19 protein-coding genes and 1 other annotated feature are annotated in these 24,721 nt (G+C 37.2%); of the genes, 6 read left to right on the top strand and 13 right to left on the bottom strand.

Going from position 1 to position 24,721, the window contains the following annotated elements; translation table 11 throughout:
* Nucleotides 1-205: 205 nt before the first annotated feature.
* The gene (nagB, locus tag Q0Y84_RS07595) at nt 206-925 is read right to left on the bottom strand and encodes a glucosamine-6-phosphate deaminase (RefSeq protein WP_297952338.1); all 720 of its coding nucleotides are present in this window, start codon (nt 923-925) and stop codon (nt 206-208) included.
* 125 nt (nt 926-1,050) lie between these two features.
* Between nagB and Q0Y84_RS07590 the strand changes: the two genes are divergently transcribed.
* Nucleotides 1,051-1,878: an aldo/keto reductase gene (locus Q0Y84_RS07590; RefSeq protein WP_297952336.1), complete on the top strand. Its 828-nt coding sequence runs from the start codon at nt 1,051-1,053 to the stop codon at nt 1,876-1,878.
* Nucleotides 1,879-1,984: 106 nt separating this feature from the next.
* Here Q0Y84_RS07590 and Q0Y84_RS07585 read toward each other — a convergent pair whose 3' ends face one another.
* The 4 genes from Q0Y84_RS07585 to Q0Y84_RS07570 all read right to left on the bottom strand — a co-directional run bounded on the left by Q0Y84_RS07585 (nt 1,985) and on the right by Q0Y84_RS07570 (nt 6,781).
* Entirely contained in the window at nt 1,985-2,941 is a 957-nt protein-coding gene (locus Q0Y84_RS07585) for an ABC transporter permease (protein ID WP_297952334.1), read from the bottom strand.
* Nucleotides 2,941-4,092, bottom strand: a complete 1,152-nt coding sequence (locus tag Q0Y84_RS07580; protein ID WP_297952332.1) for an ABC transporter permease — start codon at nt 4,090-4,092, stop codon at nt 2,941-2,943. The genes Q0Y84_RS07585 and Q0Y84_RS07580 overlap by 1 nt, the downstream gene beginning before the upstream one ends.
* The gene (locus Q0Y84_RS07575) at nt 4,085-5,623 is read right to left on the bottom strand and encodes an ABC transporter ATP-binding protein (protein WP_297952330.1); all 1,539 of its coding nucleotides are present in this window, start codon (nt 5,621-5,623) and stop codon (nt 4,085-4,087) included. Before Q0Y84_RS07575 ends, Q0Y84_RS07580 begins: the two co-directional genes overlap by 8 nt.
* Nucleotides 5,624-5,692: 69 nt before the next feature.
* On the bottom strand, nt 5,693-6,781 hold the full coding sequence (locus Q0Y84_RS07570; RefSeq protein ID WP_297952328.1) for a BMP family ABC transporter substrate-binding protein: 1,089 nt from the start codon (nt 6,779-6,781) through the stop codon (nt 5,693-5,695).
* 258 nt (nt 6,782-7,039) lie between these two features.
* Between Q0Y84_RS07570 and Q0Y84_RS07565 the strand changes: the two genes are divergently transcribed.
* A complete protein-coding gene (locus tag Q0Y84_RS07565; protein WP_297952326.1) occupies nt 7,040-7,645 on the top strand; it encodes an ECF transporter S component in 606 nt (201 codons plus the stop codon).
* Between the two features lie 52 nt (nt 7,646-7,697).
* On the opposite strand, the gene ppc is transcribed toward Q0Y84_RS07565, so the two are convergent.
* The 3 genes from ppc to Q0Y84_RS07550 form a co-directional block, all read right to left on the bottom strand.
* Nucleotides 7,698-10,436 (bottom strand): phosphoenolpyruvate carboxylase, encoded by a 2,739-nt coding sequence (ppc, locus tag Q0Y84_RS07560; protein WP_297952324.1) that lies wholly within the window; start codon nt 10,434-10,436, stop codon nt 7,698-7,700.
* Nucleotides 10,437-10,543: 107 nt separating this feature from the next.
* Nucleotides 10,544-12,883 carry an ABC transporter ATP-binding protein/permease gene (locus Q0Y84_RS07555; protein ID WP_297952322.1) on the bottom strand — a complete coding sequence of 780 codons (2,340 nt, stop codon included), beginning with the start codon at nt 12,881-12,883 and terminating at the stop codon, nt 10,544-10,546.
* Nucleotides 12,884-12,897: 14 nt separating this feature from the next.
* Nucleotides 12,898-14,001, bottom strand: a complete 1,104-nt coding sequence (locus Q0Y84_RS07550; protein WP_297952320.1) for a YdcF family protein — start codon at nt 13,999-14,001, stop codon at nt 12,898-12,900.
* 88 nt (nt 14,002-14,089) lie between these two features.
* On the opposite strand from Q0Y84_RS07550, the gene Q0Y84_RS07545 reads away from it, so the two are divergent.
* Nucleotides 14,090-14,743: a type II CAAX endopeptidase family protein gene (locus Q0Y84_RS07545; RefSeq protein ID WP_297952318.1), complete on the top strand. Its 654-nt coding sequence runs from the start codon at nt 14,090-14,092 to the stop codon at nt 14,741-14,743.
* Nucleotides 14,744-14,771: 28 nt separating this feature from the next.
* Here Q0Y84_RS07545 and Q0Y84_RS07540 read toward each other — a convergent pair whose 3' ends face one another.
* Nucleotides 14,772-15,641, bottom strand: a complete 870-nt coding sequence (locus tag Q0Y84_RS07540) for a helix-turn-helix transcriptional regulator (protein ID WP_297952316.1) — start codon at nt 15,639-15,641, stop codon at nt 14,772-14,774.
* Nucleotides 15,642-15,747: 106 nt separating this feature from the next.
* Between Q0Y84_RS07540 and Q0Y84_RS07535 the strand changes: the two genes are divergently transcribed.
* Both Q0Y84_RS07535 and Q0Y84_RS07530 read left to right on the top strand, forming a co-directional pair.
* The gene (locus tag Q0Y84_RS07535) at nt 15,748-17,016 is read left to right on the top strand and encodes an MFS transporter (protein WP_297952314.1); all 1,269 of its coding nucleotides are present in this window, start codon (nt 15,748-15,750) and stop codon (nt 17,014-17,016) included.
* 227 nt (nt 17,017-17,243) lie between these two features.
* Nucleotides 17,244-17,600, top strand: a complete 357-nt coding sequence (locus Q0Y84_RS07530; RefSeq protein ID WP_297952312.1) for a hypothetical protein — start codon at nt 17,244-17,246, stop codon at nt 17,598-17,600.
* Between the two features lie 294 nt (nt 17,601-17,894).
* Here Q0Y84_RS07530 and Q0Y84_RS07525 read toward each other — a convergent pair whose 3' ends face one another.
* Entirely contained in the window at nt 17,895-18,752 is an 858-nt protein-coding gene (locus tag Q0Y84_RS07525; protein ID WP_297952310.1) for an Rgg/GadR/MutR family transcriptional regulator, read from the bottom strand.
* 94 nt (nt 18,753-18,846) lie between these two features.
* On the opposite strand from Q0Y84_RS07525, the gene Q0Y84_RS07520 reads away from it, so the two are divergent.
* The gene (locus Q0Y84_RS07520) at nt 18,847-20,406 is read left to right on the top strand and encodes an ABC transporter ATP-binding protein (RefSeq protein WP_297952308.1); all 1,560 of its coding nucleotides are present in this window, start codon (nt 18,847-18,849) and stop codon (nt 20,404-20,406) included.
* A 38-nt stretch (nt 20,407-20,444) separates the two neighbouring features.
* On the opposite strand, the gene Q0Y84_RS07515 is transcribed toward Q0Y84_RS07520, so the two are convergent.
* The 3 genes from Q0Y84_RS07515 to cbpB all read right to left on the bottom strand — a co-directional run bounded on the left by Q0Y84_RS07515 (nt 20,445) and on the right by cbpB (nt 24,246).
* Nucleotides 20,445-21,611 carry a cation:proton antiporter gene (locus Q0Y84_RS07515; RefSeq protein ID WP_297952306.1) on the bottom strand — a complete coding sequence of 389 codons (1,167 nt, stop codon included), beginning with the start codon at nt 21,609-21,611 and terminating at the stop codon, nt 20,445-20,447.
* A 36-nt stretch (nt 21,612-21,647) separates the two neighbouring features.
* Nucleotides 21,648-21,704, bottom strand: a sequence feature (sodium ion sensor (DUF1646 type); this cis-regulatory element may regulate processes involved in with the transportation of sodium ions).
* A 75-nt stretch (nt 21,705-21,779) separates the two neighbouring features.
* On the bottom strand, nt 21,780-23,642 hold the full coding sequence (locus tag Q0Y84_RS07510) for a heavy metal translocating P-type ATPase (RefSeq protein WP_297952304.1): 1,863 nt from the start codon (nt 23,640-23,642) through the stop codon (nt 21,780-21,782).
* Nucleotides 23,643-23,775: 133 nt separating this feature from the next.
* Entirely contained in the window at nt 23,776-24,246 is a 471-nt protein-coding gene (cbpB, locus tag Q0Y84_RS07505) for a cyclic-di-AMP-binding protein CbpB (protein ID WP_297952302.1), read from the bottom strand.
* Between the last annotated feature and the right edge of the window lie 475 nt (nt 24,247-24,721).

Here is a 24,721-nt window from a genome sequence, read left to right as displayed (position 1 = left end):
CCTACTTTGATTAAATAAATAATTAAAAAATCAATTTACGAGAAAGATCTATTTACACAAAAGATTTGACAGTTTCATTTATCTCCTTATTCTTTAATCTTTTATAACAATTATAATATCAAAAAGTAAAAAATCAAACTGCTATATAAAAAAGCTAGGCAATTTTGCCTAACTTTTTTCGTGATTTTTGGAGAGCCTTTGTTCACTAGTTCTTATAATTGTCATCTAATTCCTGTGCAGCAGCCTTGTCTACGATAACTGTTACGTCAGGGTGCTTTTGCAAAATAGTTGCAGGAACTTCTTCAGTGATTGAGCCTTCAATCATTTCCTTGATTGCGTGTGCCTTCTTTTCGCCAAAGGCCATTAAAACGATCTTCTTTGATTGCATAATATTAGCAGTACCCATGCAGATCGCACTCTTTGGCACTTCATCGATGCTGTCAAAGAAGCGAGCGTTAGCTTTGATAGTATTTTCGGTTAATTTAACTTCGTGAGTACCAATGTCGAATGGAGTACCTGGTTCGTTGAAGGCGATGTGGCCGTTTTGACCGATACCTAATAATTGAATATCAATTGGGTTGTCTTTGATAATTTGGTCATATTCTTTACAAAAAGCCGCAATATCCTTGGCCATACCATCAGGAATGTAAGTCTTCTTGAATGGCTTTTGGTCAAATAAGTGTTTTTGCATAAAGTAGTGATAACTTTGAGGATTATCTGGGGTTAAGCCTACATATTCATCGAGGTTGATGCTAGTGAGGTCTTCACAATTAAGATCACTTTGTACCCAATTTTGGTAAAGTGTTTCAGGGGTTGAGCCAGTTGCTAAACCTAAGACTTTAGCACCATTTTTAATGCCTTTTTCAAAAATCTCGAATGCCTTTGCTCCACCTTGAATTTTGTTTTCAGTAACAATAACTTTCATAATAAATCCTCCTTATCTAATGGTCTAGCCCATTATAAAATGGAATAGACCATTTTGTCAATTGGTAAAGCAAAATAATTGTAAAGTAAGTATGTTAGAATTTGAGTATAAGGAAGTGAGCGAGGATGGATTTTGAAAAGCTAACCGGTTTAGGGATCGGTACTTGGGGCTTAGGTGAAGATCCTAAAAAGAAAAAAGATGAAATAGAAGCTATTCGTTATGGTTTAGATCATGGCTTGAAGGTAATCGATACAGCTGAGATGTATGGTGATGGTCAGAGTGAACAATTAATTGGTGAAGCAATTAAGGGATATGATCGTGATCAGCTGTTTTTGATTTCAAAATTCTATCCCTACCATGCAACGCCAGAATTAGAACGCCGGAGTCTAGAAGCTAGTCTGAAACGACTTGGGACAGATCATTTAGATCTTTATTTATTGCATTGGCGGGGCAGTCACCGCTTGTCTGATACAATTCGCGGTTTGCAGTCACTGCAAAAGGATGGTCTTATTCGCTATTGGGGTGTATCCAACTTTGATACGGCTGATATGCAGGAACTTTTTTCAGTACCAGGCGGAGAAGAATGTTTTGCCAATGAGGATCTGTACAATATTAGTGAACGCGGCACAGAATTTGATTTGCAGACTTGGCAAATAGAGCATGGAGTGAATTTTATTGGTTACTCACCATTTAATTCAGGCAAGGGCGATACTATTAGAATTACGCGTAATTTAAAAATCGTTGCACGTGATCATGGCGTAATGCCGCATCAAATTATGCTTGCTTGGGCGATGCGCAACGGTAATGTCTTAACGATTCCTAAGGCAAGTAGCGTAAAACACATGAAGGAAAATATTGCAGCGCAAGAAATAAAACTGACAGATGATGAATTAAGATTAATTAATAGTGATTTTCCAATGCCAACAGAGAAAACACCATTAGCTGTAATTTGATACAAGATATAGAAATGACAAATGATTTATACACTATATCTTGTGGATAACTATGTGGACATGTGTAAAGAAAAAAAGCTGTTTCATGTGAAACAGCTTTTTTCTCTTATTTAGATTTGATGTAATTAACCCCATCTGCGGCAGGTGCCACAGATTTTCCGAGAAAGAGGACTAGGACAATAATTGTAATGACATAAGGGGCGATTTGCATGTAGACGGATGGAATTTGACTAATGCCAGGAACTTGATGACCGATAATGCTTAAACTTTGGGCAAAGCCAAAGAAGAGGGATGAAAGCATGGCACCGATTGGGCTCCACTTACCAAAAATTACGGCAGCTAAAGCCATGAAACCTTGACCCACAATAGTAGTAACGGAAAAGTTGCCAGAAATCGCTTGAGCAAAAACGGCACCGCCAAGTCCACCCATGAAGCCGGAAATTAACACGCCAGCGTAGCGCATCCCGTAAACATTAATTCCCATTGTATCAGCTGCTTGGGAATTTTCGCCACATGAACGTAAGCGTAAGCCAAAGCGAGTCTTATATAAAATCCACCACATTAGGATTGCAAGAATAATGGCAATCCAAGCGGGAGCGGAGGTGTTTTTAAAGAAAATTGGTCCAATAACGGGGATGCTGCTTAAGCCAGGAAAACTGAAATAGCCAAAATTAGCAGTAATGTTTTCAGTTTGCCCCTTATCATAAATTGCTTTAACTAAGAAAACTCCTAATGGTGGAGCCATGATGTTTAAGACTGTTCCTGAAATGACGTGATCAGCATGAAAGTTGATTGTGGCAACAGCGTGAAGCAAAGAAAAGATCAGACCTGCCACGCCGCCGACTAAAGCACCTAACCAAGGGGTAGCCGAACCAAAGGTTGAAGCAAAAGTTAAATTAAAAACAATTGCTGCAAAAGCCCCTATAGTCATAATTCCTTCCAGACCAATATTAACGATCCCAGAATTTTCACTATAGACACCACCTAAGGAGGTTAAAATTAGAGGTGCAGAATAGACTAAAGTAGATGAAACAATTAAGGCAAGTATAGTAACAAAATTCATTAGTTGGTACTCCCTTCAATGATTTTTTCGCTAGGACCATCAACACTGTTGTTAGGTGCCTTTTCTTTACGTGTAGGGATGTAATATTTGCTGCGGTTATTTTTAGTTTTAAAAAGCAAACCAATAACGTAGTTGATAGCAATGAAGAAAATAATAGCGGCAATGACAATTGAAACAATTTCATAAGGAATTCCAGCGATTGTCTGCATCCCTAGACCACCAATTTTTAAAATGGAGAATAAAATTGCAGCTAGTAGAATGCCCCAAGCAGTGCCGCCACCTAAAAGTGAAACAGAAAGTCCATCCCAGCCGATATCAACGCTGCTAGTTTGGGTAAAGTAATTTTGGTAAGTCCCTAATCCTTGTACTACACCACCCAATCCGGCAAAAGCACCCGATAAAAGCATTGAAACAATAATATTTTTCTTTGCTGACATCCCGGCGTAACGGCTGGCAAATGAATTGAGACCAACAGCTTTAATTTCGAAGCCAGTAGTTGTTTTTTTCATTAAGTACCAATAAATTACTAAGCCGATTATAGCTAAGAAAATTCCGCCGTTGATACGTGAATTGCCAAACATAGCAGATAGCCAACCGATTTTTAAACTACCATTAGCAGAAATGGTCTTGGTGGTATCAGTATTTATGCGTAGCGCAGTTGGCATTACTTGCTGCATCAAGTATTGGCATACATAAAGCACGATGTAGTTAAGCATGATCGTAGTAATTACTTCATTGGCGCCAAATTGAGCTCTTAAGTACCCAGCAATTCCAGCTACAATTGCGCCAGCAAGGGCACCGGCGATAATTGCAAATGGCAAAAGGAGATAGCTGGGCCAGTTAGAAAAGGCAAGGACAATCCAGATTGAAGTAAGCCAACCAGCTTGAGCTTGACCAGGCAGACCAATATTAAAAAATCCAGCTTTTGTAGCAACAGCAAAACCAGTAGCGATCAAAATCAAAGGGGTTGCTTCACGAATAGTTTCACCAATGCCGTTCATATTGCCTAAAGCACTAGAGAACATTGAACTATATGCTTCAATGGGGTTATAGCTCCAAGCTAACATGATTAATGCACCGACTAAAAAACCAGCGATTATTGAGATTAGGGGAACAAGAATATTTTTTGTTTTTGTTGTAACTTTAATCATTTATTACTTCTTCTTTCTTAATTCCAGTCATCAGCAGACCTAATTCTTTATCATTAGTTTCTGTTGGTTTAACTTCACCTGAAATTTGTCCATCATGCAAAACGGCAATTCGATCAGATAATTGCATAATTTCTTCAAGCTCATAGGAAACTAATAAAATAGCTTTACCGGCTGCTCGCTGTTTAAGTAATTGTCTGTGAATATATTCGATTGCTCCAACGTCTAGACCTCGAGTAGGCTGAAAGGCGATGATTAAGTCACTATTACGGTCTAATTCACGTGCAATAATAACTTTTTGCTGATTCCCACCGGATAAATCACTTGTTGGGAGTTCAGCACCAGTAGTACGAATGTCGAATTTTTGAATTAATTTTTTAGCATGAGCAAAGATGGCAGGGTGGTTAATAATCCCATGTTTAGAAAAGGGCTGTTGGTAGTAAGTTTGTAAAACCATGTTGTCGGCTAAAGAAAGGCTTAGGATTAGGCCGTATTTTTGGCGATCAGCGGGGATATGGGCGACACCAGCTTGAGTAATTTCACGGACTTTGTGGTTAGTTAGATCTTGACCGTTAATTAAAAATTGTCCGCTTTCAACATGACGTAATCCTGTAAGAGCCTCAACTAGTTCATCTTGACCATTGCCATCGATACCAGCTAAACCTAGAATTTCTCCACCGCGAATAGTTAAAGAAAGTTTCTTCACGGCTAAGCTACCTTGCTGGCTCTTAACTTCTAGATCTTTTACGGAAAGGATCTTTTTACCTAATTGAACTTCTGGCTTGGCCAATTTCATGTTTACATGGCGACCGACCATTAATTCAGCTAGACGGTCATCGCTGACTTGTGCAACGTCAAAAGCCCCTACGTCATGACCGCGCCTGATAACTGTAACCTGGTCAGCCACTGCTTTGATTTCTTCAAGCTTATGAGTGATCAAGATAATGGATTTACCTTCATGAGCTAAACTTTTAATAATTTGAATAAATTCAGTAATTTCTTTTGGGGTTAAAACTGCTGTCGGTTCATCGAAAATTAAAATATCAGCCCCTCGATAGAGCACTTTTAGAATTTCTACGCGTTGCTGTTGAGCCACTGTAATATCAGCTACTTTTGCATCAGGATCAATTGCTAGACCGTATTTACGTGATAAAGCTAAAACCTGCTCACGAGCCTTTTTTAAATCAAGAATCATACCTCTGGTTGTTTCATGGCCTAAGATGATATTTTCTAAGACGGTAAATGAATCCATTAACATGAAATGTTGATGAACCATTCCGATACCTAAATTTTTGGCTTCAGTTGGGTTATTAATTTCGACTTTTTTTCCTTTAACCCAAATTTCGCCTGAAGTAGGTTCGAGTAACCCTGATAGGATACGCATTAAGGTGGATTTACCAGCACCGTTTTCACCTAAGAGCGCCAGGATTTCACCTTGGTGTAAGGTAAGATTAATATCGTCATTTGCCTTAAAATCGCCGAAAGCTTTAACAATATGACGCATTTCAATAACTGTTTTTGTTTTTTGAATCATTTGTTTATCTCACTTTTAAAGAAAAACTCTTCGCTAGGAAACGAAGAGTTCATTTTGATACTAATAGTTTTACTTAGAAGGAGCGGTTGCCACTTTGATCTTACCGTCGAGGATTTGTGTACGTGCTTTTTGAACTGCTGCCCAAGTCTTAGCATCTAAGTTACCCTTAGTGATAGAAACGCCATTATCTTTTAAGCTGTAAACGATATGTTTGCCACCAGGGAACTTCCCTTTGTAAGCATCGTTGGCAATACTTTTAGTTACTACATTTAAGCCTTTAAGAACAGAAGTTAAAGTAAAGTTCTCTTTCTTACCATCTTTTGATTTGTAATTGCCTAAGTTAGCTTGATCAACGTCAACGCCGATAACCCAAACTTTTTTGTTGGCTGGACGAGCTTGATTGTAATCCTTAGCTTCTTGGAAGACGCCGTTACCAGCATTACCAGCAGCTTGATAAATAATATCTACCTTATTGGCATACATTGATTGAGCAATTGATTTGGCTTTATCAGTAGAAGTGAAGTTACCAATATATTGAGTTTGAACAGTAATCTTTTTCTTAAGCGCCTTGGCACCGTCGGCAACGCCTTGCTTAAAGCCAGCTTCGAAAAGGTCGATCACAGCTGATTTTGCTCCACCGATAAATCCAACCTTATTGGTCTTAGTAGTGTAAGCAGCAGCTAAACCACCTAGATATGAAGCTTGGTTACTTTCGAAGGTTGCAGAAGCGACATTCTTTTGTCCTGAAACTACGCTATCGATGATCACGAAGTTCTTTTTAGGATTTTTCTTGGCTGCTTCTTTAACAGCGTCTGCTAACTGGAAGCCAACACCGAAAATGGTTTGATAACCGGCATTGGCTGCCTGATCAAAGTTAGGGGTATAATCAGCAGCACTACCGGATTGGAAGTATTGGTAACCGCCACGGCCACGTGATAAATCATGTTCTTTGCCATAGGCTTTGAATCCAGCCCAGGCAGCCTGGTTAAAGGAATGATCATCAACCCCATTTTCATCTGTAATTAAGGCTATGCTATGTTTAGAGTCTTTATTACTAGTTGATTGACCGGATTTTTTGCCTGAGCAGGCAGTTAAAATGAGACCAACTGATGCTAAAACAACACCGAATGACAAGATTTTCTTGAACTTTGCGTTCATGTAGTTTTTCCTCCACGTTTAATACGAATTATTTTACTAAGACTATACTAATTAGTACGTAATTTGTCAATTGAAATAGAAAAATTACTGACTATTTAATATATATTTAATTATAATACGAATTATTTGTGGACCGATGATACGAACGTTAAGAAAAAAGCTTTTTAATTTTTCATGAATTAAAGATATTTTTACTAAAAAATATTTCTAATCTGTGTTTTAATAAAAAAATAAAATAATAACTCTGGAGAATAAAAAATGAGAAGAGAAGAGACAAAAAGATTAGCAATTACTGCTGTTTTTGCGGCTTTGTTAATTGTACAGACCTTTGTACCGAATATCGGTTATGTAAGAATTATTCCAGCTTTACCAGCTGTGACTACAATTCCGATGACAATTGCAGTCTATGGTACATTAATGGGACCTAAGGCAGGATTAGGTTTCGGTCTATTCTGGGGGATTACTAGATTAATTATTGCTTATACGCAACCAGGTGATATGGTCAGCTTGATGCTGTTTCAAAATCCGGTAATTTCTTTAGTGCCAAGTATTTTAGCAGGTTATTTCCCTGGACTTATTGCTAAAGCAATGAATAAAACTAAGTATGCAAAGCTGGGGTATATTTTAAGTGGAGCCGCAACTTCGCTAACTAATACCGTGATGGTTATTTTGCTGACAAGTATTTTCTTTATGCATGATCCAGCTAGCTTAACGCATTATTTAGGAAATTATAGTTCAAGTACGCCTTTGATTTTAATTTTGATTATGGCATTAGGGATGAACGGTTTAATAGAAGCAGTTTTTACGGCAGTTGTCGTTCCAGTGATCGTAACGCCACTTAATTTGGTTATGAAAAGAGTGTAAAAAAATGCAGCCTTACACAAGAGCTGCATTTTTTGTTTGAATTTTATTAATTTTATCCCGAATTACGTAAGCCAGATGCTACACCGTTAATGGTAATCGGAATAATACTTTGGTAAACACCTTGAACTTCGTCTTCACGATCACGCTTGATCATCTCTAGTTGAATATAATTCAAGATATTGAAGTAAGGCATTCTGTATTCAAGACTCTTTTTAAGAGTTGGAGCATCTTCGATTAATTCATCATGACCTTCAATTTGGAGAATAACCTTCTTAGTTAATTCCCATTCTTGCTTGATAATATCAAAGACTGCTTTGACTTGTTCATCCTCGCATAAGCCAGCGTATTGTTCAGCAATTCTCATATTTGACTTGGATAAAACCATATCAACGTTAGAAAGCAAAGAGTGGAAGAATGGCCAGCCTTGGTACATATCTTGTAATTCCTTTAAGTTAGCTGAATCGGCATCGATAAAGGATTTAAAGCCGGAGCCAACGCCGTACCAACCTGGGAACATTACGCGACTTTGTGACCAAGAGAAAACCCAAGGAATAGCTCTTAAGCTAGAGAAGTCAGTAAGTTTCTTTCTAGAAGCTGGACGTGAGCCAACGTTAAGACCAGAGATCTCTTTGATTGGTGTTGCTTGGAAGAAGTACTTGATAAAGTTAGGATTTTCAAAGACTAGTTTACGATAGACTTCATTACTTTTAGCTACAATTTGATCCATTGAAGAACGAAAATCAGTAATATGATCTTCACTAACAATTTGCTTAGATGCCATGCGGTCAATTGTAGCGGAAGCTAACATTTCCAAATTATAGTATGCGGTATCTTTATTGCCGTACTTATTTTGGATAATTTCACCTTGTTCAGTCATCCGAATCCGGTCATTGATTGACTTAAATGGTTGAGCGGTAATTGCTTCATATGATGGGCCACCACCACGGCCAACAGTACCACCGCGACCGTGCATAAAGGTGATCTTAATACCCATATCTTCACCAATTTTAGTCAAATCTTTTTGGGCTTTGTAAAGGTTCCAGCAAGAAGCTAGGTAGCCACCATCTTTGTTAGAATCGGAGTAACCTAACATTATTTCTTGATAATTGTTTTGCGAAACTAACCACTTTTTAACTAGGTCAAAGTTTAAGTATTCTTTGATTATTTCCCGGGCATTATTCAAGTCTTCAACTGTTTCAAACAATGGTACAACTTGAATGCGTGCTTTTTGATTGTCGAGCAAGTCGTATTCTTTTAGCATGATTGCTTGCTCAAGCATATCTGAAACACTTTCAGTATGAGAAATAATATGTTGCTTGATGACATCTTTGCCCAAGCGATCTTTTAATTGTCGAGCGGACTTGTAGATCTTTAGTTCTTTTTGCAACAGCTCTGACTTGGGTTGATTGTTGGCATGTAAGTTACGTGGATCATTGTTTAGTTCGTTAAGTAAAAGCTTGTTTTTTTCTTTTTCACTTAAGTCACTGTAATTGTCACAAATTCCAGCACTCTTAAGCAGTTCAGCTACACAAGCCTCATTAACGCTGGAGTCCTGGCGCATATCGATCGTAGCCAAATGGAAGCCGAAAATGTCGATCGCTTCAAGAATTTGGGTAAAGTAACTAGTTACAACAGCTTGATCGTTGTCTTCTTCAAGTGAAGCTTTAATAATTTCCAAATCTGCCTTAAATTCTTGAGCATTTTGATAGACAGGAATTTTAGCCAGGTTTTGCAAGTCACGTTCTTTTAAGAAAGTATTCTTATTAGTTACTTGCAAAAGTTTTTGTTCAGTGTGAACTAAACGACTTTGAATGTAGTAAAAGGCCCGGCGATATGGTTCGTTGGTTCTAAATGGTGAATCATCATTAGAAAGTTGAGATAGCCGCATTACTTCATCAGATGGCTTCATATAAGAAGTGGACATCGAGATCGCTCTATATAGCTTGTTGATCTGGTTGATGTAATATTCAAAGATCACTTGGCTTTGCAAAGTTGCGCTTAGTTCTAATGTATCAGCGGTTACATAAGGATTACCGTCACGGTCACCGCCGATCCACATGCCCATGGTAATTGGGGTAGCGTGACTAACATCCAAACCGTGTTTTTTAGCTAATTCCTTGTAACGATTAGTAAACTTAGTGATTGCAGGAATTAAAGCCTTAGGATAGTAAGCTAAAACGTTGGTAATTTCGTTAGCTACCTTTAATTTGTGACCACGAATGATGTCAGTTTGCATCAAGATTTCAATGCAAGCCCGCATTTGTTCAGTCCATTCGTCACGATCGATTGTACCGTTTTTTACGTCACGATAATTCCGCAAAAGTTGATGGATTTGGTCGGTTAATTCAAGAATAGTTTTTCTTTGAACTTGGGTAGGGTGAGCAGTTAAAACGGGCACTACATTTACGTGCTTCAGAATATCTTCTGCGTTCTTTTTTTCTGCCACAATATCAATGGTGTCACTCAATTTACCTAAATAATCTTGATGGGTATTATTGAGCAAATTGACCTTGCTGGCCAACTCTACGTCTTCTGAGATATTGATTAAGAGTGGTAGTGTCGCAAAATAACGAGCAACAACAATCATCTCTTGGTCATTGAGACTAGCAATTTGTTTTTCAAGTTCTTGGTAGTCTTTAGCAGCAGAGATTTTAATTAAGTTTTGAATCTTGGCAAAAGCAGCTTGACCAATTACCTGCTTAGTTGATTCATTAAGTAAATTGGTTAAAACCTTGCTTTCTTCTGCCACTACATTAACATCACTGTTATTTTCAAGTTTTTTAACAGTCATCGTGAAAAAAGTTCCTTTCTTACTTGTTTAATCACAGTTAAGATACCACATATTAAGTTAAAAATTTAGGCTATTGTGAAAAACATAACAAATTCTTTATGAATATGTTATTCACTTCTAAGAGCAATCGCAGCGTCTTTTTTGGCAGCTATGCGAGCTGGAATGTGACCACCTAAGAGAGTTAAGACAGTTGAAATAATAATCAAAATAATAGCAGCTGTTGGGTCTAATTGGGCTACATTAGCTAGATCAGTGATCTTGTAGATAATGCTGTTAATTGGGAAGGTCAGCAAGTAAGCAATTAAAACGCCCAAAATACCGGAGAAGACACCCAGAATTAAAGTTTCGGCATCAAAGACTCGGGTAATATCTTTCTTGCGCGCACCTAAGGCTTTTAGGACACCGATTTCTTTAGTTCTTTCAAGAACAGAAGTGTAAGTCAAAATACCGATCATAATCATTGAAGTGATTAACGAAATACCAGCAAAGGCGACTAAAATGGTGGTGATTCCGTTCAAAAGACCACCAGTCATTGTGGTAACAGCACTTGACATATCAGTATAGAGAATTTGATTGGATTTTTTCTTGCCTTTGTTCCACTTATCAAGATAATCTAGTACCTTATCTTTATCGTCAAAATTATTTGGATAAATCATAATGCCGGTAGGGATGCTGCTGCCACCAAGAGTTTGCATCGTAGCTTTCTTTTCATTGGCGTTTAATTTTTGGTTGGTTAAAACGCTGTGGTTGCTCTTCTTTTGTGCTTTAACAATCGCAGAGTTTTGGTTGTCATCAATAATCTGTTGTGAAAGGCGGTCGCTATAGGCGATTCCAGTTGACAATAAGGCCATTGAATCTTCGTTTTTAGGGCGAATGACGCCAACAAGCTGTAGCTTGGTTTTAGCACCGTTATACATGGCGTTATTGGCCTTTTTAGGAATAAACATACCGGTTGGTAATTCTTGGTAGTAATCATCATTATCAATTACCCGGAATTGTTTACCAACTAATTTATTGAACTTAACTTGTTCCTTATTCTTTAAATCTAGGCCTAAATTCTTTAAAGCATTGATATTAACAGTATTTTTATTATCGGTAACTAAAACTAGGTCAGTTGCTTTGCTAGGCCAAGTTCCAGAAAGTAATTGGTAATTTTGCTTTAAAAATGAACCTTTTTTATTATTTAAAGTGGTAGGGAAAACGCTAGTGCCTAAGCCCATGGAGCTCATTGCCTGTGATCTAGCGGCTAAAACAGAGTTAGCTTGGTCAGGGTCAGCGTTTGAAAATTGTACGCGTTCTACCTTGCCTTTGTTTTTAGCAAGGAGGTTTAAATTGACACCACGCTGATAAGACACGTTGTTGGCGTAATTAGGGTTGATATGTTTAATGTAGTCAACGTATTTTTCGCTAATCTTGTTAACGTGTTGTGCTTGTTGGCTTTGGTCTTGCTCTGCTATTACATAGCCGCGATTTTTGACGTTTTTGTCTGAATCCTTACGCATATTGGCGGAAGTAATATCAGTGGTGGTTTGTGAAATAGAAATTGGGTACTTTGCCAAAGCTTTGCTCATGGTAGTGTTGATTTGCTTTTGAAAACCATTGGAGATGGCTAAGACAACGGCAATTGAAATAATACCAATACTAGAAGCGAAGGCAGTTAATAGTGTGCGTCCCTTTTTAGTCATAATGTTGGTAAAGCTTAGCTTAATAGCATTCCAATAAGACATTTTAGTACGCTTAAGTTTAAACTTGTCTTCTTCTTCCTTAGGCTGGAATGGATCGGAGTCGTGGCGGATTTTACCATCTTGGAAATTAACAATTCTGGTGGCGTATTCCTTAGCTAGCTCAGGATTGTGGGTCACCATGATCACTAATCGGGCTTTGGACAGCTTTTTAATTAACTTCATGATTTGAATGGAAGTTTCAGTGTCCAGTGCTCCGGTTGGCTCGTCACAGAGCAGGATGTCAGGATCATTGGCAATAGCTCGAGCAATCGCTACTCGTTGCATTTGTCCACCAGATAATTGGTTAGGGCGTTTGTTGATATGCTCCTTTAACCCAACTTCAGTTAAGGCATCGATAGCTTTTTGGCGGCGTTCTTTTTTAGGTACGCCTGATAGATTCATTCCTAATTCGACATTATCAATGATTGATAGATGTGAAATCAGGTTATAATTTTGAAAAATAAAACCAACAGTATTGTTGCGGTAAGCGTCCCAGTCGGTTTCTTTAAAATCTTTGGTAGATTTACCATTAATAATCAAGTCTCCCTTGTCATAACGGTCAAGTCCGCCAATAACGTTTAACATCGTGGTTTTCCCAGAACCACTGGGACCTAGGATAGCAACGAATTCCTGGTCACGAAATGAAATTGTGACATCGTTTAGGGCATGGATGATGTTGTCGCCCACCTTGTATGATTTGAAAATATGCTTTAGCTGCAGCATGTCATTCCTCTTTTCTAAATGATGTTGAATCTTCCTAATCCTGTTATCGTTAAGATAGTTTGCAAGATAAAGAATAAAGCAATTACTCCCATGATAACGAAATGGCGGCGTTTATGCATAACAAATACACCGGCAAATTCACGAATAATTGCATTAGGCAGGTAGTAAAGCCTAGTGTAGGCACCGACACCATTGGCCTTTAGGCCAACGTCTCTGGCTAACAGACCAGCGCGAAAAATGTGGTAGTTATTACTAAAGAAACGGGCCTTAAAGTGAGAATTACCAAAGTCTTCAGTAGCAACTCTTTTAGAAAAGAGCATATTTTGGTAAGTATTTTTGGATTGATCTTCTAATAAAATTTGTTCGGCTGGTATGCCACGTTGTTGAGCAAAGCGGGCCATTGCAAGTGCTTCCGGTATTTTTTCATCGGGACCTTGGCCACCGGACATGATCAAAATTGGGCGCTTGCGGCCTTTTTGATACTGACGATTAGAATATTGAATTGCTCGATTAATTCTCGCTGCCAATAATTTAGAAACCTGATCGCCATTAATTAAACCAGCACCAAGAACTATTAAGTAGTCTTGGTGATAGGTGCGAGGATAGATTTGATATAAAAGCAGATTTAATAAAAAATTGTAGAGAACTAGTCCAAGATAGATTGCGACTGTAGGAATTAAAGCCAGAAGGATACTTAGCCAACGTGGTAAATATTTTCCGGGACCTAAAATTACAATAATACTGATGATTAAAGCAAAAAAACCTGTAATTAAGGTAAGCAGGTTCGGCAAAGTGTGACTTTCGTATTTCCAGACAAAGTAGGCGTTCCAGAAAAGAAAGATCCAAGCGAAAATTAGTAGTAGCACGATTCCAAATAGGGCAGCTAAGACTAATAAATCATAGGCGCGTTGCAGGCCGTGACTAGTACTTTTGTGGACCATGACGGTGATCCATAAAAGCATAGAAACTAAAAAGATAGTAAATAAAACGCCATTGATTAAGCGACGCGGCTCGATTAGCCAAGAAATTAGGAAAATGAAAAAGATCAGCAACATAAAGACCGATATATAGAAAAATTCGCCTCTTCTTTCCAAAAAAGCGAGGACTTGATTAAGCATGAATACTCCTCCTTAGGTATTTTTTCTTATTTACATTATAATTAAAATAATGATTAATAGGTGAAAGAATCAAGGTGTGAATGAAATAATGAAAAAACTGGGACATTACCTGGGAAATATTGCAGAAGCCGTTTTAGCTTTTGTGCTTTATGCGGAATTAGAAGTGCTTTATTTTAGGCCGCACCAATTTGATTTAGGGCGGTCTCGTGTATTTGTAACGGCGTTAGCTACGGTGCTGGTGCTGTATCTAATTTCTTATATTTATCGCAGACAGTTAAGAAAAGAAAATGATTGGGGCTTTGATCAAACGCCACACTGGGACATGCATCGGCTAGGAATTGCCATGATTGGCTTTGTGTTGATTATTGTTGGTTCGATTGTAATGCTTAATTTAGTTGGTGGCGGTGTTTCAGCGAACCAACAAAGTTTAGATAGAATAGCGGAGCATAACGCTAGTTTATTTAAAATTCTGGTAGTTTTTATTGCGCCATTTTGTGAAGAGCATATTTTTAGAGGGATGTTCTTTAACATCTTCTTTACCCAAAAGAGTACTAGCAATAAATGGCTAGGTATTGTGGCCAGTGGATTTTTATTTGCATATTTGCATGATCCAGCACTGAGTAAGTATATTTTTGTCTATTGGGTTTTAGGCATGGTGCTAGCTTGGGTCTATATGTCAACCAAGGATTTGCGCTATTCAATTTTGGTGCACATGTGCTATAACGCGTTAGGTTTTATTTAGAGATTGAAACAAGAGGATTAGCTTAAAGCTAGTCCTCTTTAACTTCATTAATAATTTCTTGCGCACCTTTACAAAAATCTTCTAGACCAGTAATTTGATAAGTTTGTGCGATCATCTCAGCTTTAGCTAAATCTGCTGGTTTTTTATTAAAATGATAACTAATAATGTATTTTAGCAATGAGATTCCGGTTTGAGGAAAGTATAAGTCTGGTAAAAAGGGTAAATGCTCACTAGCTGCTATAAATGGTGCAGTTTCTTGATAATGATGTTCTTCGACTAATTGTGAAAGGAGATTGAATAGAATACCAGCGATTGCTAATAACTCTTTATCGCTCTTAAACTGATCTATTTTATGGATCACTTGTTTGGTGATCATAATATTAGTTGTATAATCATAAAATTGCATGAAATTAGTATAGAGTTCAAGTTTGAATCTATTAAAATTAGGAATACTAAAAATTTTATCTTTTAGTTGTTGAACGATGTTTTTATCTGGATGATAATTGTCACTTAGATCATTTTTGATAGTTTCGATAAACCCCTTATTGATTAAGACAAGTTCTTGTTTTTGCTTAGTCGGTAGATCCATTTTTTTAATAATTTGAATGACTTCATTAACTTTGGAAACATCAGAATGATAAACAGCATCAATTACTGTTTTATTTAGCGAGTTTACTTGTGCTTTTAGTTCATCCTTTTTGTCTGCTAATTCTTCGAAAAAGTCAGTAATTGAAAGATCATTATGTTTAAGAATGGCTAATAAATCCTCTGCTGTAATTCTATGAATATTCTTTTCAACTTTAGCATAATAAGAAGTACTGATAATATGACCAACCCATGCTTTTTGAGTTTTGTTTTCTGCTAGTCTTTTTTCTTTGAGTAATTCACCAATTGTCATAGGTTTATCCTCCGAATGTCGAATACGCCATTTTTTAAAATTAATTTCTTTTTCACTTTATTATAATTTCAACAACAAACGAAACAAAGAAAAAGGGGTAAGATTTATGAACGTATTTCTTAAAAACGCAGACTTTAGAAGATTTTCAGTAGCTAGTTTTCTTTCAGGCGCAGGCGATATTCTTTTCTACTTGGCTTTCATGACTTATGCTAGCAAATTACAAAACTACTCATTAGCACTTTCATTAATTGCAATTTCTGAATCAGTTCCAAAATTATTCGAGATCTTTGGTGGTTACCTTGCTGATAAGACTAAGAAAAAGTTTCGCAATATCTTTTTAGCAGCATTTGTCCGATTCATCTTATATGGTTTAGTAGGATTATTGTTTATCACTAAAATGTCACAGTGGAATTTGGTTTTAATCATCGTTGTTGTGAATTTCTTATCAGATACTATTGGTTCATATTCAGGTGGCTTGGTTGCACCATTAATTGTTGATATTGTTGGTAAAAAAGAATACGGGAATGCAGTAGGCTTTAATGGCGGCGTAAATCAAATTATTAGTATGGGTGCTCAATTCATTGGTTCAGCACTTTTGCTAGTAATGTCATACTCAACTTTAGCCTTTGTTAATGCAGGTACTTTCTTGTTAGCAGGTTTGTTATTTGCCAGTGTTGGCTTAAAACATCAGAAGGATCAGGAGCCACTTGAAAAACAGGAAGTTAATGATCAAAACTTTTTCCAAACAATGAAAACTTCATTGACCCAAGTGAAGAAACAATCAGGATTATTGACTGTGGTATTAGTAATCGCATTATTAAATGGAGCTTTAGATACCATTACTCCATTGACAACAATTGTACTTGCAGCTCATCGTTCAACTATGCTAATCGGCACTTATAGCTTTACTATTGCTTTGTTTGGTGTGGTTACTGGCGCAGGCTTTGCATTGGGTTCAATGTTTGGACCACAATTATTCAAAAAATTAACAGTTTTTAGTTTAGTAATTATCTCTGCCAGTTTAAGTATTGTTACTACAACAAGCATTTTCCTAGGAAATACTTACGTAATTATGATAACAATGTTTTTCTTGGCAGCTATTGCAGGAGTTGCTTCAATTAAAATGGAGCAATGGCTAGTAACATCAGTTGATCATAAAATCTTGGCTTCAACTGTTGGCTTATTAAATACAATCTTAATGGCTGTTGCTCCAATTATGACAACAGTATTAACCACAATTTCTGGTTCATTCAATGTTACTGTTGCTTTGGTTACATTATTAGTAATCCAGGTAATAACACTAATTGTAGCGATTTTTGTCAGTTTAAAAACTAGAAAAGTGACTCAAAATTCAAACGAAGTAGCAGCTGCTTAAAAAAGTGTTTGGGAAAGAACGGTTTCTCAGACACTTTTTTAATGCTTTTGGACAAAAAATCCCAGCAATCGTTATTATAGCAACACTTTGAGACAACTGAATTATTTTTAAAAAACTTCAAGAAATCACTTGCAATTAATAACGGATGTTATACAATAAAACTGTAAGGAATGAGGGAACAAAAAGTTCCAACAAATTAAGTGATATAGAAATTAGAGGTATTCATTATGTTAGTTTCAAAGAATTTAGTTAAAGTTGTTTCAGTTGCAGTTGCTTCAATGAGTTTAATGGGTATCAGTGCTTCAGTTAGTCAAGCTGCTAGCTTCACTGCTCCAAAGTTAGGTGTTGCGGAAACTATGCCAACTAACCCAGCAATCAAGAAGGGCGACAAGATCTTTGTTACTGTTAAGGACACTAAGAACCAAAAAGTTAACGTTTTGAACGCTCAAGGTCACAAGACTACTCAAAAAGTTTCAATGGGTTCAACCTACACCGCCAAGGATGTTAAGAAGGCTGCTGGCAAGAAGATCGTTAAGATCAACAAGAGCCAATGGTTGAATGCTAAGGACGTTGTTAAGAACTAATTAAAAGTTTGCATAATGAATACCGTGTAAAAATAGAGAAATAATAGTATAGTAACCTTCGAAATTTGGATACGAATTTCGAAGGTTTTTATTGTCTTGGTCGTTGCAGTTAAAATGAGTGTGAAGATAAAAACTGAAAAAGTAGGGGGTTAACACTACTGCGGCAGCTACTAAGTAATTACTGCAATAATGAAAAAAGCTAACCACAAGGGTTAGCCGCGATAGTTATTACTCAGGCAATAATTGCAATGAATGCGGAAAACTTTTTAACTAAGTATATTTTTTCACTAGATTTCATTCATCTTTCTCCCAAATTTGTTTAACGTCTTTAAATACCTCTAGCAATTTTTGTGCATGTTGTGAGCAGTTCAATTGTATCAAATCATTGAATATTGCTAGAACTGGTTGTTCATCCCCGATCTGACAGTAATTAATGACCCTTTGCAAAAAAGTTAAAACGAGATTGAAAAACATAAAATGAGGTGGCAATTCAACCTTGCGTAGTTCATCTAATAGCTGCTGTGCATAATCTAGCTTCTTCTTAAAAATAAAGGCAATAACAGTATCTGAAAGGCCACCCATGAAGATCGTTAGGTTATCACTCAAGTCACTCATTTGATCAAAGCTATGAATAATCCGCATGGCAATTTTGAAACCAATTTCTGAGTTTAACAAAAACGGTGCGTTGGCAAACAAGGTAATGTTGTATTTAGACCAGACTGTATTGTGTAATAGATAGGAGCCAATTCTTTGAATATCGGCAGGAGTTAGATAGTTTTTACCTTCAATTAGTAATAGCTGATTGCAGAGTATCAAGACATTCTTTAATTCCAGGATATTTTTACTAGCATGATATTTAGCTAAATGACTTTGTGTGTAATTACGTAGTACAGGTAAATTTTTATCTCTGATAGCAGTGACGATCTCGTCTGGTAACTCAAACTCTGTTTTCAATTCAGCGTAGTGAGTGAATTCAGCTACCGTAATATTGATGCGTTTGAGTAAGGCAAGAGCAGTGCTGAATTCAACTTCGACTTGATTATTTTCCCAGCGTGATAATTTAGAGATTGAACAAATACCGCTGCAAGCTTTAGTTTGAGTGATTTCTTGGTCTTTGCGTAATTGTTTGTAAACTGATCCATATTTGAACATTGTGTTTCACCTTAATTTGCAGATCTGCAAATTTTTAACATTTTGGGTCATTATCCTGCGATACTAGCTTAAAATCAACACAGGAGGACGAAAAATGATTTACAAATATTCTTCACATGTAAAATTCATTATGTTAACTATTTTAGGCTTGATTGCTAGTACACAACAAGTCATTTTTGCATATATGGTACAGACATTGACCAATATTGGTACGCAAAGAAGGTTTGGCGATTTAGCACAATTTCTAGCTATTGTTATTGGGGCGTTTATCGCGACATTCATTGCTTCGCTGATTTTCAATCGGTTAAAAACAAGGGCTATTCAAGAGACCAACACAACGCTGCGAGCAGGTATTTTGAAAGGGATGCTGGGTCAGACTAGTGAAGAAAATACTGCTAGCTTAGGCTTTTTAACTACAGATTTCAAGTTGCTGGAAACTAATCGTTTTGATGCTGAAATTGAAATAATGATGCAGGCCTATATGATTGTCTTTGCGTTAGGGTATGCTTTATGTGTTAATTGGCTAGTTACATTATTATTTTTAATTGGTTCATGTTTGCCGATGCTAGTTTCTAATTTGTTCCAAAAGAAGATTCAAACAGCAGCGGAAAATTGGACAACTGCTAATGATAAATATGTTAGTCATATTAAAAACTTTCTGGCTGGTAGCACAACGTTAAACTTATACAACAAGCGCGATAATGCGGTTAAGAAAAATCAAGTTTTGATCAATCAATTAGAAGATGCTTTGCGTAAAATGAACTTACTCAATCTAGATACTAGTTCTTGGATTAACTTGATTGCTAGTTTATTTACGTTCTTAACTCCATTCTTAGTGGGAATTTACATGGTGGTTAAGGGGCAAACTACTTTAGGTGCTTTATTTGCAATTGTTCAACTATCAAATTCATTCCTTAATCCAATTTTGACTATTTTGGAAGATCGAAACAAATTGGCGACAACGAAGAAAATTGTTGCTAAAGCTGAAAAATATATTGCTAAGGGCAAGGTTGAAAAGGCAAAAGCTGATTATAATTTCGCAACTTTGCAAATAGAAGATCTAGCTCTCACTAGAAAGGGCAAGAAGTTAGCTAACCAAATTACTTTTGCAATTAAAAAAGGACAAAAGGTCGCAGTTATTGGACCCTCTGGCGTAGGTAAATCAACGTTGTTGCAGTATTTATTAACTGGAAAACATGGTACTGCTAAAGCAATCTTGCTCAACAACGAGAAAGAAAAGGCAGGTTCATTCACAGATCTGTTTGCTTATGCTAGCCAGTCCCCAGTAATTTTTGCCGAAACTTTATGGTTTAATCTGACTTTAGGTGAAAATATTTCCCGGGAAAAGGTGAGCGAAATTTGCCAAAAAGTAGGATTAAATCAAGTTGTTGAAGAAAAGGGCTGGGATTACTCTTTAGGCGATAATGCTGATCAATTATCAGGTGGACAGCTGGCAAGAATTGAATTAGCCCGGGCAATTTTGGCTGATAGATCAGTTTTGCTGCTAGATGAAATTAATGCATCCCTCGACAAGAAAATTTCAGATCAAATTCATAATTACTTGTTAAATTCAAACTTTACCTTTATTGAAGTTATTCACCACTATGAACCAGCAGATTTGGAAAAATATGATCAAGTACTTGAATTAAATTAATGATAAATTAAAAATCCAGCTTTGACTGGATTTTTAATTTATATAAACTCGGTAGAGTTCTGTTTTTTAATAAAGTAATTTAAAATAAATGGCGAAATGACCGTTGTAACGATGATAACCAAAATCAAGCTAGAGTAAATATCTTCTGGGAAAAGGTGATGGTTAATGCCGATTTGAGCCACAATCAAGGCGACTTCACCACGTGATACCATCCCGGCACCAACGATGTTGCCCTCGCCTTTGGTAAAACCGAAAAATTCGCTGGAGTATTTCCCAGCCCAAAATTTTGATAAAATAGCTAAAACAGTCATCGCAATGATGAACCAGATATCCTTGATAAAGCTAGCAAAGGTCATTGAAAGACCAATATCGGCGAAGAAAACAGGGATAAAGACAGAATAACCAATTGCTGAAACTGAAGAATGAACTTCTTTATATTGCGGCGTCTGGCGAATAGCTAAACCACCGAAAAAGGCCCCTACGACAGCTGAAAGACCAACAAAGTCGGCAGCCCAAGCCATCGTTAGAGCTAAAACAAGCGAGCCGATTACAACGGAATAATCCACATCAATTTTTTCAGATATCTTCATAAAATATGGCGCAACAAACTTGAAAATGACCCAAACAATTACGAAGTAAATTACTTCAATTAATATATTAACAAAGAAATTGTTAGTTAAGCCGCTTTTGCCGCCTTCATGACTGAATGTGGTGAACAGACTCAAAACTACCACTGCTAAAATATCATCGACTACAGCAGCTCCTAAAATAGCAGTTCCCGCGCGAGTATGAAGCTGGCGTGCTTCTTGCAAGACCACAACAGAGATTGAAACGCTAGTAGCGGCGAAAACGATGCCGATAAAGAGTGCTTCAAGTGGACGCATTCCGAAGAAGAAGCTGGCTAATCCCATAAAAATAACTGGCAGAATAACGCCAACTGTAGCGACAGTAAAACTTAGTTTGAAGTATTTTTTTAGTAAATCTAAGTCACTTTCAAGGCCGGCTAAGAACATTAACAAAATTACGCCAAATTCAGAAAATAGACTAATAATGTCATTTGGCTTAACCCAATTTAAAATAGCAGGTCCCAGCAAGATTCCCGATAATAATTGTCCGATAACTGCAGGCATGTTGAAGCGGGCAAATAATTGTCCCAGCAATACTGTAGTTAAGAGGATTAAAATAAGTTGTCCTAAAAAATGCATATTTTCCCCCTTCTATAAACAAAAAAACTTTCAAGTGCTTCCTGACCCAAAGAAGCTAATCTTGAAAGTTTTTAATTTGATAAAAACCCAACCACTAAATAAAGTATTCAGTTGAGCTTAATTTTAATAGTTTTCTAAGTTAGATGCAAATTGATCTAGTAGTAAATTTTATGCATCTTCCAAACCAAATTGCTTATCACTTGGCTTGGTCTTAGCCAGAAGGCCTAAGCTAATCGTAATCATGTCGACTACTTCCTGTAAAATAGCTCCCCAGAAGGCTGGAATAACACCAGTAAAGGCAATTAATTCAATGATAATAACCACACCAATTGCAGTTAAAACGTCGATATTAGCAACCTTCATCGTGTGCTTAGAAATAGCGACTGCGTCATTAACCTTGGAAATGTCATTAACCATGATTACGGCATCAGCACTTTCACTGGCAGCAGTAGCACCCTTGGCACCCATGGCAATACCAACGTCGGCTGCAGTTAAACTAGGAGCGTCGTTAACGCCATCACCAGTCATGACAACAGGACGTAAGTCTTTTGGCACATCTTTAATAGCTTGAATTTTTTGTGCTGGTAAAAGATCAGAACGCACATCGGTAATACCGGCTTCTTTGGCAACTTTTTCAGCAACTTGCTTGTGGTCACCCGTCAGCATCATGATATCTTCAGCACCTTGACGACGAAGACGTTCAATCGTCTTAGGACTTTCTGGACGCATCTTGTCTTTCAAGGTGATATAACCAGCGAACTTGCCATCAATTGAAATGTAGACTGCAGTTGAAGCAACGTTCATTTTATCGTGATTTGGATCAACGAAAGATAATTTGCCGACTTTAACGTGCTTGCCGTCAACGTCACCTTCGACCCCTTGAGCGGTTGTTTCTTTCAAGTTAGTAACGGCATGAATCCAATCTTTATTAGTAGCCTTAACTAATGAGCTAGCAATAACGTGGCTTGATTGTTGTTCAACACTAGCAGCTAAGCTTTGTAATTCTTTTTGATCAACTGAATCATCTGCCGTAACCACTTGGTCAACGATCAATTGATTTTCAGTTAAAGTACCTGTTTTATCAAAGGCAAAGGTCTTAGCTTTGGCCAATTTTTCAAGTGTTGGACCTGACTTAACAATAATGTGGTGAGCTGACATTGAACTCATCCCTGAAACTAGGGCAACGGGAGCCGCAATTAATAGTGGACATGGAGAAGCAACAACCATAACTTCCGCAAATCTTGTTGCATCCCCAGAAACGGCCCAAGCAACACCACCAATAACTAGTGAAATAACTGTAAATGGGATGGCATAACGGTCAGCCATTTTAACGAACTTGGCCGGTTGAGCTTGTGAGGACTTAACCAAGGCAACGATGGACTGATATTCTGAATCTTTAGCTGCCTTAGTTACTTCCATTTCAACCGCTACATCGCCGTTCACTGAGCCGGACATCAGGCTATCGCCTGTTTTTTTAGCTACTGGAACTGATTCACCAGTTAATGATGATTGGTCAAAGTTAGAACTGCCTTTCACAATTTTACCGTCAACCGGGACTTGTTGACCTGGTTTAATTAAAACGTGGTCGCCAACTTGTAAGTCGTCAACCTTAACTTCAGTAATTTTACCGTTAACTAATTTATCAGCGATTCGAGGCGTTTTATCAAGTAAGGCACGCAATTCCTTATTAGCTTGACCTGTAGCGTAATCTTCTAGCGTTTCACCACCGGTCATCATGACTAAAATCATCCATTCAGCCCAAACATCGCCAATTAAAATGGTAGAAACAACAGCAATAACAGCCAGGATGTCTACACCGTAACGGCCACTTTCCCAATCATGGAAAATCTCCAAGAGTAAAGAAATTGCCATCATAATCCCGATAATATCGATAATGATGGCGTGAACTGGAAATTGGAGATTTCCAATTGAAAAGAGGCTCTTTGAGTGAAGTGTAAATTGACTAATCAGGCCAATCACACCAGCAATCAAAACGACAATAAACTTCCATTGACGTTTCAAATTCTTCATCTATATTGCCCTCCCAAAAATACAATCGTATCTGTTTACCGCTTAATTTTAACATTCTTTATTGGTCTGGACACATTTTTGCTTAATAAATGTTGTAATACTAAAAAAAGCGGTCCTGAGGACCGCAGATTGGTTATTTTATTTTCTTTGCTTCATAATGCATATCATAAGTGTGGACTACATAATTGAAAGCTTTGATCCATTCACGCCGGGTAAGCAAACCTTGGAAGACGCCACGATCATCTACAACTGGCAAGAAAGCATTATTGATTAACAAATGCAGTTGTGTTTCTAGAGTGGTTTCAACGAAGTTTATTTTATCGAACTTGGTTTGCATTACATCTTCGACCTTTAATTTGTCCAATGGGGCAGTGGAGATTTCATCAGTCGTCAGCATCTTGTCCGTAATCATTGCCAAACTAAGTAGACCGACGACTCGTTTTTCTTTATCTAAGACCGGAATTTTAGAATATTTGACTTTGGTTAAAATCAAAAAGGCATGATAAAGCGGATTATCTGCTTGGACAAAGGCAATTCGGCTAGCAGGAATCAAAAATGAACCAGATTTTTCTTCTATTAAATGTTTGATTGATGGTGAAAACATATCGGCACCTCGCTTCTGCTTTAATTATACAGAAAAAAGTGCAAGAAAAGGAAAAGGCCCGCAAGTTTTTGCGGACCTTATTAGTTTCATCTACTTTGGAGGAGTAAGAATGAATGAAATAAAAAAGTGGGAGTATTGTAGCAAGTTTCTACCACCTTGCTACGATTTATATAATACTGGGTAAATGTGAAGTAAAAATGTTCAAATTATTATGAAAAGGTAAAGATTTACTTGAGAAGAAATTAAGATATAAGAAAAGCTCACGCAACGCACGTGAGCCGAAAGGGATAGATATGAAATTGACTAATTGGAGTAAGTCAATTCTTTTTATTTTCATTATTTACTTGGAGGAGTATGAATGAAAAACAAAAAAGTTGAGTTGTAGTAGAGGAATTGTTCTCCCTCACTACATTTAATAGTATAACCTTAATTTGTGAAAAAAGTGTGACGAAAGCACTTTTTTCGCAAAAAAATT

Origin of the sequence: uncultured Lactobacillus sp. (genome assembly GCF_947367125.1) — a bacterium.
In the GTDB taxonomy this organism is placed as follows: domain Bacteria; phylum Bacillota; class Bacilli; order Lactobacillales; family Lactobacillaceae; genus Lactobacillus.
The sequence above is the reverse complement of the archived record's forward strand: the minus strand, read 5'-3'. Positions and strand labels throughout refer to the sequence as shown.

Bases quoted from the DNA above. Each gene is read 5' to 3' on its own strand.
- nagB (WP_297952338.1), bottom strand. From the start codon at position 925: ATGAAAGTTATTGTTACTGAAAACAAAATTCAAGGTGGAGCAAAGGCA.
- Q0Y84_RS07590 (WP_297952336.1), top strand. From the start codon at position 1,051: ATGGATTTTGAAAAGCTAACCGGTTTAGGGATCGGTACTTGGGGCTTA.
- Q0Y84_RS07585 (WP_297952334.1), bottom strand. From the start codon at position 2,941: ATGAATTTTGTTACTATACTTGCCTTAATTGTTTCATCTACTTTAGTC.
- Q0Y84_RS07580 (WP_297952332.1), bottom strand. From the start codon at position 4,092: ATGATTAAAGTTACAACAAAAACAAAAAATATTCTTGTTCCCCTAATC.
- Q0Y84_RS07575 (WP_297952330.1), bottom strand. From the start codon at position 5,623: ATGATTCAAAAAACAAAAACAGTTATTGAAATGCGTCATATTGTTAAA.
- Q0Y84_RS07570 (WP_297952328.1), bottom strand. From the start codon at position 6,781: ATGAACGCAAAGTTCAAGAAAATCTTGTCATTCGGTGTTGTTTTAGCA.
- Q0Y84_RS07565 (WP_297952326.1), top strand. From the start codon at position 7,040: ATGAGAAGAGAAGAGACAAAAAGATTAGCAATTACTGCTGTTTTTGCG.
- ppc (WP_297952324.1), bottom strand. From the start codon at position 10,436: ATGACTGTTAAAAAACTTGAAAATAACAGTGATGTTAATGTAGTGGCA.
- Q0Y84_RS07555 (WP_297952322.1), bottom strand. From the start codon at position 12,883: ATGCTGCAGCTAAAGCATATTTTCAAATCATACAAGGTGGGCGACAAC.
- Q0Y84_RS07550 (WP_297952320.1), bottom strand. From the start codon at position 14,001: ATGCTTAATCAAGTCCTCGCTTTTTTGGAAAGAAGAGGCGAATTTTTC.
- Q0Y84_RS07545 (WP_297952318.1), top strand. From the start codon at position 14,090: ATGAAAAAACTGGGACATTACCTGGGAAATATTGCAGAAGCCGTTTTA.
- Q0Y84_RS07540 (WP_297952316.1), bottom strand. From the start codon at position 15,641: ATGACAATTGGTGAATTACTCAAAGAAAAAAGACTAGCAGAAAACAAA.
- Q0Y84_RS07535 (WP_297952314.1), top strand. From the start codon at position 15,748: ATGAACGTATTTCTTAAAAACGCAGACTTTAGAAGATTTTCAGTAGCT.
- Q0Y84_RS07530 (WP_297952312.1), top strand. From the start codon at position 17,244: ATGTTAGTTTCAAAGAATTTAGTTAAAGTTGTTTCAGTTGCAGTTGCT.
- Q0Y84_RS07525 (WP_297952310.1), bottom strand. From the start codon at position 18,752: ATGTTCAAATATGGATCAGTTTACAAACAATTACGCAAAGACCAAGAA.
- Q0Y84_RS07520 (WP_297952308.1), top strand. From the start codon at position 18,847: ATGATTTACAAATATTCTTCACATGTAAAATTCATTATGTTAACTATT.
- Q0Y84_RS07515 (WP_297952306.1), bottom strand. From the start codon at position 21,611: ATGCATTTTTTAGGACAACTTATTTTAATCCTCTTAACTACAGTATTG.
- Q0Y84_RS07510 (WP_297952304.1), bottom strand. From the start codon at position 23,642: ATGAAGAATTTGAAACGTCAATGGAAGTTTATTGTCGTTTTGATTGCT.
- cbpB (WP_297952302.1), bottom strand. From the start codon at position 24,246: ATGTTTTCACCATCAATCAAACATTTAATAGAAGAAAAATCTGGTTCA.